Genomic DNA, 8468 nt, shown 5'->3' with positions numbered 1-8468 from the left:
CTTTCTCAGGGCGATCGCAGTTGTTAAAAGTATTAATTGCCTTCAAAATATTTAATATTCGGGAGATTAAACGGACTTACCCACTGGTAAGTAGTGGGCTTTTAGTCGCAGATGTGATCAGTGGCTTTAGTTTGCCTTGGCTAGTGCAATACGCCACGCTGAATAAGATCATCCTCATCGCCTGTATAGTAATTTTATTCGGATCGGGGATTTTATTCTATTTAACTCATCACTATCGAGCGGCTTTTCCTGAAACCCCACAAAGACTAGTTACTGAAGAACAAGCTTCACGACAGCGTTTTATTAAAAGTCCCCTGAAGCGCTATGTTTGGCAGCTATTTGCTTTTGTCGGTCTGTTACAAGTCATTGGGTTGTTAATAGATTTTCAATATCTACGCGAACTCCAATCTAATTTGGGCGACCGAGAACTCGCCAGCTTCTTAGGTCTTTTCGGTGGGACGTTGGGACTGTGTGAGTTGTTGTTGCAGTGGTTTATTTCCAGCCGACTCATCGAACGGATGGGGGTATTTTTCACAGCGACGCTTTTACCAATCACCGTCGGCTTTTCACTACCAGGAGTGCTGGTGTTATTTTATTTAATTCCCGCCATCCAATCACAAAGCTTTTTTTGGGGACTAATAATTGTCAAATTCTGCGATGAACTTCTGCGCTACACCTTTGTCATGAGTAGCGGCCCCATTCTGTACCAACCGATTCCAGAGGCAATTCGCAGCCGGATGCAGACTTTATCTGGCGGAACCGCCGAAGCGATCGCTACAGGTTTGACAGGAGTGCTAATTTTTGCAACTATATTGTTTTGTGGGCAGTTTATACCCGTACCGTTGGAAAAGTGGGTGTTAGTAGCAGAAACAATGCTGATAGCTGGCACCTGTTTAAAAGTAGTTTGGGAATTGCGATCGCGCTATGTTGAACTGTTAGTCTTGAGTGTGGCACGGGGCCAGTTGAGTGCAACCAATGTCGGCTTACGATTCTTCAAGCAAGGTGTAGTCAAAGCCTTGGGAGAAAAAGGCAGCGAGGCAGATAAACGCTCTTGTATTGAACTTTTAGCCCAAATTGATCCCCAAGGATGTGCGGAAGTTTTAGCACCTCTGTTAGTCAAGTTAACCCCAGATTTGCAGCGCCAAAGTTTGGAAGTCATGCTGATAGCAGGTGCAAATCCCGCTTATCTATCCGCCATCCGTCCTTTGCTAGAACAACCCCAAGAAACTAACTCCGAAGTTTTCGCCCTAGCGCTGCGCTACATTTGGCTAGCTGAACCAAATCCCAATTTAAGCATCCTAGAAGAATACCTGAACCCCCGACATAACTCACTCATCCGCGCCACCGCCGCCGCTTTAGTCTTACGTCAGGGAACGCCCATGCAAAAGGTAGCAGCTACCCAAACCATGCGCCGGATGTTGACTCATAAGCAAGAACGGGAACGGGTAAATGGAGTTAGAGCGCTTAGAGAAGCAGTTTATTTGCAGGCGTTGCGGATTCACATCCCGAATTTGTTACAAGATGAGTCGTTACGGGTGCGCTGTGCCGTATTGGATATGATTGCAGCAACCCATTTAGAAGAGTACTATTGTGCACTGATAGCAGCACTTTATTACAAATCAACCCGCACTACAGCAATGTCAGCTTTAGTACGACTAGAGAATGAAGTTATAGAGATGCTGTTGCGGGTAGCTACCAATATTTACAAACCAGAAGTAGTGCGAATGTATGCTTGGCGTACCATTGCTCAAATTGGTAGTCAGGAAGCATTGGAAACTTTATGGGAAAAGTTGGAAACATCTTGGGGTACAACTAGGGATCATATTCTTCGCAGCTTACTAAAAATACAAAAACAACCAGGAATTAAAGGTTTAGCGGATCGATTTTATGAAAGTCGGGTAGAAAATTTAATTGAGCAGGAATTAAAGTTTTTAGGCGAGATTTACGCCGCATATATAGACTTGAAAACACTAGACGAAAAAGAAAATCATCAATCTAGCCAGAGGATTGTGATTGTCTCTGAGTTATTGCAACGCGCCCTTTTAGAATTGGAATTGGATGTCAAAGAGCGGCTGCTACTGCTACTGAAACTGCTTTACTCGCCAGAAAAGATGCAGGCAGCAACATTTAATCTGCGATCGCTCTCAGTGGTAAACTTAGCACGAGGGTTAGAAATCCTAGAGCATACCATAACTTTGTCTTCAAAATCTCTGTTGCTGAATATTTTAGATAACCGACCGCAGCCAGAAAAATTGCAACATCTGGTAGAAGCTAAGATTGTAGAATATGAAAATATGATAGTTAGCGATCGCCTCCACAGATTGCTGATGTTGGGTAACTTCCTTTCTGACTGGTGTCTAGCCTGCTGTTTTCATTTTGCTCAAGCGACTCGTACGCCACTGACAAGTTCTGAGATTTTAGTGAGTTTGCGTCATCCAACAGGCTTTGTTAGAGAAGCTGCGATCGCATACTTAAATATGGTTTCACATCGCGTTCTCCTGCAAATCCTCCCCCAGTTACAAAAAGATCCACATCCTTTGGTAGCTGCTCAAGTCAAAGAATTACTCAAAAAATACCAGTTTAAAAATTAAAATTGATAGCCTTATTAGTGCAATTACCTCTAACTTCTTACCAAAGAAAATTTGATACCCCCCTGTGGAATGTAGTACAACCTGTAACGGAAGTTTATCATGTGTTCACTGATATGGATGCTATTAAAACTAGATGCTGGTGACAACAAATGACTAATAATCAACAAATTGCTTATCCTCTGATTCAACAAGAGCATATATTGCGTCTACGCACAGACGAATTAGCCCTGCTCCGTAATCGCCGTCAGCAAAAGCCTCTTGTGAGAAATCCAAATTTTACTGTTCGGATTCTAAACACAATCGCGGTTGCCTCTATTGCCAGTAGTTGCTTATTTGGGATAGGCACGCTTTCGTGTTGGGGGTTAGAGATTATTGAGGCGAACACAAAATCAGTTTCCCTCAGTAAAAAGCATGAATGGCAGATACGAAAACATATCTGCTTCGGCTGGATGCTTGTTGGCTTTTCCAGCTTTGTTGCTAGTGCCTCATTCGGTGAAAAGCCTCAGCGACAAATCAATGAATAGTAAGCTAACGCGCCTACATATTGCACAAACTCCGTGTAGACCGTCATTAGTCATTAGTCATTAGTCATTTGTGTCTACCAAGGACAAAGGACAAATGACTTTGGACAACCTCACCAGTTGATGTGCAATCTTATTTGCGTAACAGCTTACCAATTGCCAAAGACTCCTTTATTCATTAAGCAAACAACGGCATTTTAAATATGAAACTACCTCAAATGATCGTCACAACAGTGGCAGCAATCACTTTTGGATATATCGGTTCCCAATACTTCACTAGAAATATTATGTATATCATAGGCGGTGGAATGGTTGGGGTTGGTGCAGTAGCATACGTAATCCCGCCGAGAACCAAACAAAAGCCAACCCACACACAACCGAAGGAGCCTGTGGAAACTACCCACCACTGAGTGCAGTAGTTCTCAGATGGGATTTATTTGCTCTGAAAAACTTGGACGCATTATTTCTCGTGGCACTTGACGCTCAAAATAAATATTTTTGCTTTTGGTCATAAATAAATTTACTTGCTCTGAAACCCTTTTTGCTTTTGGAATGAGCATATCTTTCTCCCCTGCCCCCTGCTCCCCTGCTCCCCTGCTCTCAATACGCTTGGGTTAAGGATAATTGTAGGTTGGGTTGAGGCTTTGCGAAACCCAACAAAGCCGAGAGAATGTTGGGTTTCGTTCCTCAACCCAACCTACGCAAAATCAGGTTTTTAGCTCTAACTGAACCGTATTGCCCCTGCTCTTTCGCTAATCCCCCTGCGGATGCTCATCCCACAAGGTTGTTATTTCCCGTAAACTCTGATGATTGCCATTACCTAAAATCAGATGATCTAGTACCGGAATGCCCAAAAGCTGCGCCCCAGCTAACAACTGACGCGTCAATTCTATATCTTCCTGGCTGGGTTCAAGGTTTCCAGAAGGATGGTTGTGAGCAACTATTACCCGCGTTGCACCTTGACGAATAACTTCTCGAAAAATATCACGGGGAGAGGCTAGGGTTTCGGTTGCTGTGCCAATGGTAATTACTTGCGTACCCAATAAGCGATTCTTAACATCTAATAGCACCACTGCAAAACGTTCTTGTATCTGCCACATCAAATCTTGACTGAGGGTAGCAGCAGCAGCAAGTGGGCTATCAATTAATGTGCCGTCATTAGGCCGAGATTGAAAGGCGCGTTTACCCAATTCAATTGCTGCTAAGATACTTGTCGCCTTCGCCGGGCCAACACCAGAAATTTGCATCAACTCAGCAGGACTAACTTCTCGCAAAACTGCTAAAGGATCGCGTTGGTGTTTGCCTAATTCGCTCAAAATATATTGTCCCAAACCCACAGCCGATAGTTTTCCTGGGCCTTGACCAGTGCCTAGAAGAATTGCAATTAATTCTGCTGTGGCTAAAATTTTGGCACCATGCGTCATTAATCGCTCACGCGGACGCTCATTTGTAGGAAGGTCGGCAATTCTGAGGCAATAGGTCATAGAAAACTTAGAGAATAGTCATCAAAGATGGAACTATTCTTAGTTATCCCTTGTTTGCTCTCAAAATCATCTTTATTTGAGAAAATCTTTAATTTTAGGAAATTTTCTCTATCATTTAGCCGTTAGCAAAGTAAGCATCGCCTAATTCTCACGCCAAAGTTCAACTAAGCTGCAATTGATGCTAGCTTAATAAAAGAATTTTATATAAGAGCAGCACACCATGTCATCCTCCGCGATCGCTACTGTAGTGAAGATGATGGAGTCTTTATCTGTTGAGGTACAGGATAGAGTTGCAGAGCATCTTCGAGAATACATTAATGACTTACAAGATGAAGTTCAGTGGAACGAATCTTTCCAGAGAACGCAACAAAAGCGGTGTAGCTGCTGCAGTGCGTGCTAAACAAGAAATCGCTGAGGGACAAGCTAAGGCGTTGGATTATGACCAACTATGAAATCCTCAGTGCTGCCCTCATTTTGGTTAACTCGTCTTTACAGCAGTTTTCATGTATTTGAACCACATCTGTTGTAGGGGTAAAGCGCATTGCTCATTGGTGTCAACTTAGCGTAAAAGCCATGTCCCGCAAGGAACTTCAGTTCCTTGCTAATAGCGGAAGTCATCTGAAGATGACTAAATATAGCCAAAAATTTTTAGTCTACTTCAGTAGACTTTAGCTATGAGCCTTGAACTTTAGTTCGAGGCGGGTGAGGAAGCTAACAGTTAAGCTACTTTTAGCTTAAGTTGACACGTATGAGCATTGCTAAACCCCTACCGCGTAGTCTATTTACCTGAAAATAGCTGTAAATTGATGGAACAACACTACTTCCTACTCCCCACTCCCCACTCCCCACTCCCTATCCCAGTTATTGATAAATTTGCGTTGCTTTGAGCATGTGGTAGGTAATTATTAACTGGGTGAGTGCCAGAGGATAACTCTGAATTGTCTCACCAGTTGTACCAGCAATTTTACCCAGTTCGGGATTACTTTCACGATCGCAAATACTTCGTAAATGGGGCATATCAGAACAAATAATATGCTCTAGCTTATTCACCTGTTCTAAGGTTGCATGACCATCAACTTCTAAGACATCCACCGGCTTACTCATATCCCTGTCTAGCCCCAAGCGGATCGCTGAGTCAGAATTACCATAGGTAGAGTTGATAATCGGGGTAAAATCTGGGTGGGGAATTGTCGGACGTAGTACTAAACGCACATTTAAATGTCCATTAGTTTCATCATCTTCCCCGATAGGTGGATAGAAACTAATGACTATATCAGACCATTGCCGCTGCGGACGAATAAATTGTGCTGAGTCTGGTTCACGCTTTTCTAATTCTGCTAATACCTGTTCATCTGTGTAGCCTCGCTTTTGGGTATCCCGCTTAACTTTCCATTTAGCGCGTAGGTCTTCAGGAGGTGCAAGGTAAACTTTAACGTCGTAAGAATCACGAGCAGCACGGGTAGAATAACCGAGTAATCCTTCAATAATCACGAATTTGTTTGGCTTGATATACTGCGGTGGCTCGAATGTGCCGGTTTTATGACTGTAAACTGGTTTGAGAATCGGTTGTCCTGTGCGTAGCAACGACAGGTGTTGCTGCATTATATCTAAGTGGTTGCAGTCCGGGTGGAGAGCGGTGATGCCAATATCTGCACGTTGTTTGCGATCGTAACGGTGATAATCATCTGTGCATATCAGCGTAACATTTTCTGGGCCGAGTACCTGGGCGATTCCTCGCGTTAGTGTTGTTTTCCCAGCAGCGCTGTCGCCTACAATACCAAGAATTATTGGACGGCTCATCATACCTCCCAGAATAAAAGCAAGTTTAGTAATAAAATTTCCCTACAATAGTTTTTATTCTAGAAGGGTTTAGGCAAGTAACTCAAACAAAGGCTTGGTATGCAATATATCTCTACATATATAGAGTTTGTGTGCGATCGCTTTTGGCACAATAATTACAATCTATAGCAGTCCGCTTTGATTTTTGAAATTATTTGTGTAGACAGGGAGTAGGGAGTGGGGAGTGGGGAGTGGGGAAGAAGCCTTTTCGGGGTGTACTGATTTTTTCACGTAATCAAATACCAGGGCTATTTCGTTCTAGATAGGACTTACGCAAAAATCGCCCAAAAGCTTAATTTATCGAACCGCCAAGACGCCAAGAACGCCAAGAATTCGTAGAGCGTGCGTAAGTCCTAATAACAATGTAATTAATTCCATGCCTACTTCTATTACCGTTAAGTACCCAGAGTAACCAAAACAATATATAAATGCTCCAGCAATCTCAGGATCTATTGGACGGTGCATTAGGCATTTCGCTATAGCGCACCCTAATGGCTGCCAATTTCCGAGAGTCTCAAGTTTTAGCTAAGGATTTTTTTGTAAACTCTTTTTAAGAAAGTATCGACGATGGCGTGGAGGAAAATCTTCTAACTCTCCAAAAACTTCATACCCCAAGTGCTGATAAAATTTGGGAGCTTGGAAACTGTAAGTAAAAAGATATGCGTTTAAGCAATCACGATTAATAGCTTCTTGCTCTGCTGCTAAAAGAAGTGCTTTTCCATATCCATAACCTCTTAACTCCTCTGCAACCCAGAGGGTAGCGATATGGAACCATCCCAAGCCGATAAAACCCTCCAAGCCGCCCACGACATTTTTTTTTGAATCACGAAGTAATAGAAACAGTGGCGTATATTGGTAATCTCCAATTTTGCCTACATTGAAATCATGAAGTTGCTTATCTATAAAATCAACTTGTTTGGAGTCTAGCTGAATTTCAATTGATATTTTGTAATCAGGTATCATTGCAGAGTACCGCGTTTGATTTGTTCGCTTTCAATGGCTTCAAATAAGGCGCGAAAGTTACCTTCGCCAAAACCTTGAGCTTGGAAACGGCGTTCAATAAACTCAAAGAAAAATGTCGGCTGTTCAAATATTGGCTGGGTAAAAATTTGTAGTAATAAGGGCGCGATATTTCCTCCCTCTAAAGGAGTATATTCTTGCCAATCCACTAGAATTTCCTGTTGAGCGATCGCTTCCAGTTCTTGGGGTGATAGAGGCAGTCCTGGACGCTGTTTTAGTTGCGTGTAATAGCTTTGGGGAACTGAGAGTAACGATAAACCACTGGCACGAAATTTAGCGATCGCACTCACAAGATTAGTCGTCCGCAAAGCAAGATGTTGAATTCCCGGCCCCCGATTGACATCTAAAAATTCCTGAATTTGGGAATTGCTGGAAGCTGGTTCATTAATTGGCAATTGGACGCTGCCGTTGTGCGAAACCATCACTTGACTGTGTAAAGCAGAACGATTGGTTTTAATTTTAAAAGCCTGCTGGGGTTGAAAATTTAGGATATTTTCGTACCAAGCGACAGCATTTTCTAATTCACCAACTGCTACGTTTAACACTATGTGATCTATGGCGGTAAAAGTGTTGTCATTAGTCATTTGTCCTTTGTCAAAAACTAATGACCTTTCGATCAATGTATGAGTCAGTCCACCCCAGGCGGCAATTTTGCCACACTTGAGGAATTCCGTACCCACCTGGCGTTCCTGGGTGGGTTGTAGGATTGTAGCACCGTGTTTTTGAGCTAGTGCGATCGCGCTTTCTACATCTTCGACAGCAAAAGCGACATCTGCCACACCAGGTGGATATTGACGCAAAAACTCAGCTACTGGACTTGTGGGTAAGAGTGGTGAAGATAGAAAAAAACAAACAGCACCACTTTTTACCACTTCTGTGCGAGTGTGAAATAAAATGCTGCGATCGGCTACTGCTTGAAAACCAAGATGGTGTACAAACCAATTCCGCCATACTTTGGCGTCTTCTACATAGAAATGAACGTGTTCAATTTTCATAGATACTGAAAATCCAGC

Annotated in this window: 8 protein-coding genes and 1 pseudogene; 4 read left to right on the top strand and 5 right to left on the bottom strand. The window is 42.9% G+C overall.

The features are described from left to right. The 3 genes from LC574_RS14775 to LC574_RS14765 all read left to right on the top strand — a co-directional run. Positions 1-2591, top strand: a 2591-nt coding sequence (locus tag LC574_RS14775; protein WP_229454220.1) for an MFS transporter, incomplete at its 5' end; no start/stop codon positions are given. Positions 2592-2740: 149 nt separating this feature from the next. Further along, the gene (locus LC574_RS14770; protein ID WP_229454219.1) at positions 2741-3115 is read left to right on the top strand and encodes a hypothetical protein; all 375 of its coding nucleotides are present in this window, start codon (positions 2741-2743) and stop codon (positions 3113-3115) included. Between the two features lie 200 nt (positions 3116-3315). Then, a complete protein-coding gene (locus tag LC574_RS14765; RefSeq protein ID WP_229454218.1) occupies positions 3316-3522 on the top strand; it encodes a hypothetical protein in 207 nt (68 codons plus the stop codon). A gap of 12 nt (positions 3523-3534) precedes the next feature. On the opposite strand, the gene LC574_RS14760 is transcribed toward LC574_RS14765, so the two are convergent. Together LC574_RS14760 and radC are read right to left on the bottom strand one after the other, a co-directional pair. Then, positions 3535-3672: a hypothetical protein gene (locus LC574_RS14760; RefSeq protein WP_229454217.1), complete on the bottom strand. Its 138-nt coding sequence runs from the start codon at positions 3670-3672 to the stop codon at positions 3535-3537. Between the two features lie 192 nt (positions 3673-3864). Then, complete coding sequence (radC, locus tag LC574_RS14755; protein WP_229454216.1) at positions 3865-4596, bottom strand: DNA repair protein RadC; 732 nt, start codon at positions 4594-4596, stop codon at positions 3865-3867. A gap of 220 nt (positions 4597-4816) precedes the next feature. Between radC and LC574_RS14750 the strand changes: the two are divergent. After that, positions 4817-5048, top strand: a pseudogene (locus tag LC574_RS14750) (hypothetical protein). Between the two features lie 409 nt (positions 5049-5457). Here the strand turns inward: LC574_RS14750 and LC574_RS14745 are convergent. The 3 genes from LC574_RS14745 to hppD form a co-directional block, all read right to left on the bottom strand. Continuing rightward, a complete protein-coding gene (locus LC574_RS14745; protein WP_229454222.1) occupies positions 5458-6396 on the bottom strand; it encodes a phosphoribulokinase in 939 nt (312 codons plus the stop codon). Between the two features lie 564 nt (positions 6397-6960). Continuing rightward, positions 6961-7398, bottom strand: a complete 438-nt coding sequence (locus tag LC574_RS14740) for an N-acetyltransferase (protein ID WP_229454215.1) — start codon at positions 7396-7398, stop codon at positions 6961-6963. Further along, positions 7395-8450, bottom strand: a complete 1056-nt coding sequence (hppD, locus tag LC574_RS14735; protein ID WP_229454221.1) for a 4-hydroxyphenylpyruvate dioxygenase — start codon at positions 8448-8450, stop codon at positions 7395-7397. The genes LC574_RS14740 and hppD overlap by 4 nt, the downstream gene beginning before the upstream one ends. Positions 8451-8468: the final 18 nt, after the last annotated feature.

Source organism: Nostoc sp. CHAB 5715 (assembly GCF_020829685.1).
In the GTDB taxonomy this organism is placed as follows: Bacteria; Cyanobacteriota; Cyanobacteriia; order Cyanobacteriales; family Nostocaceae; genus Nostoc.
The sequence above is the reverse complement of the archived record's forward strand: the minus strand, read 5'-3'. Positions and strand labels throughout refer to the sequence as shown.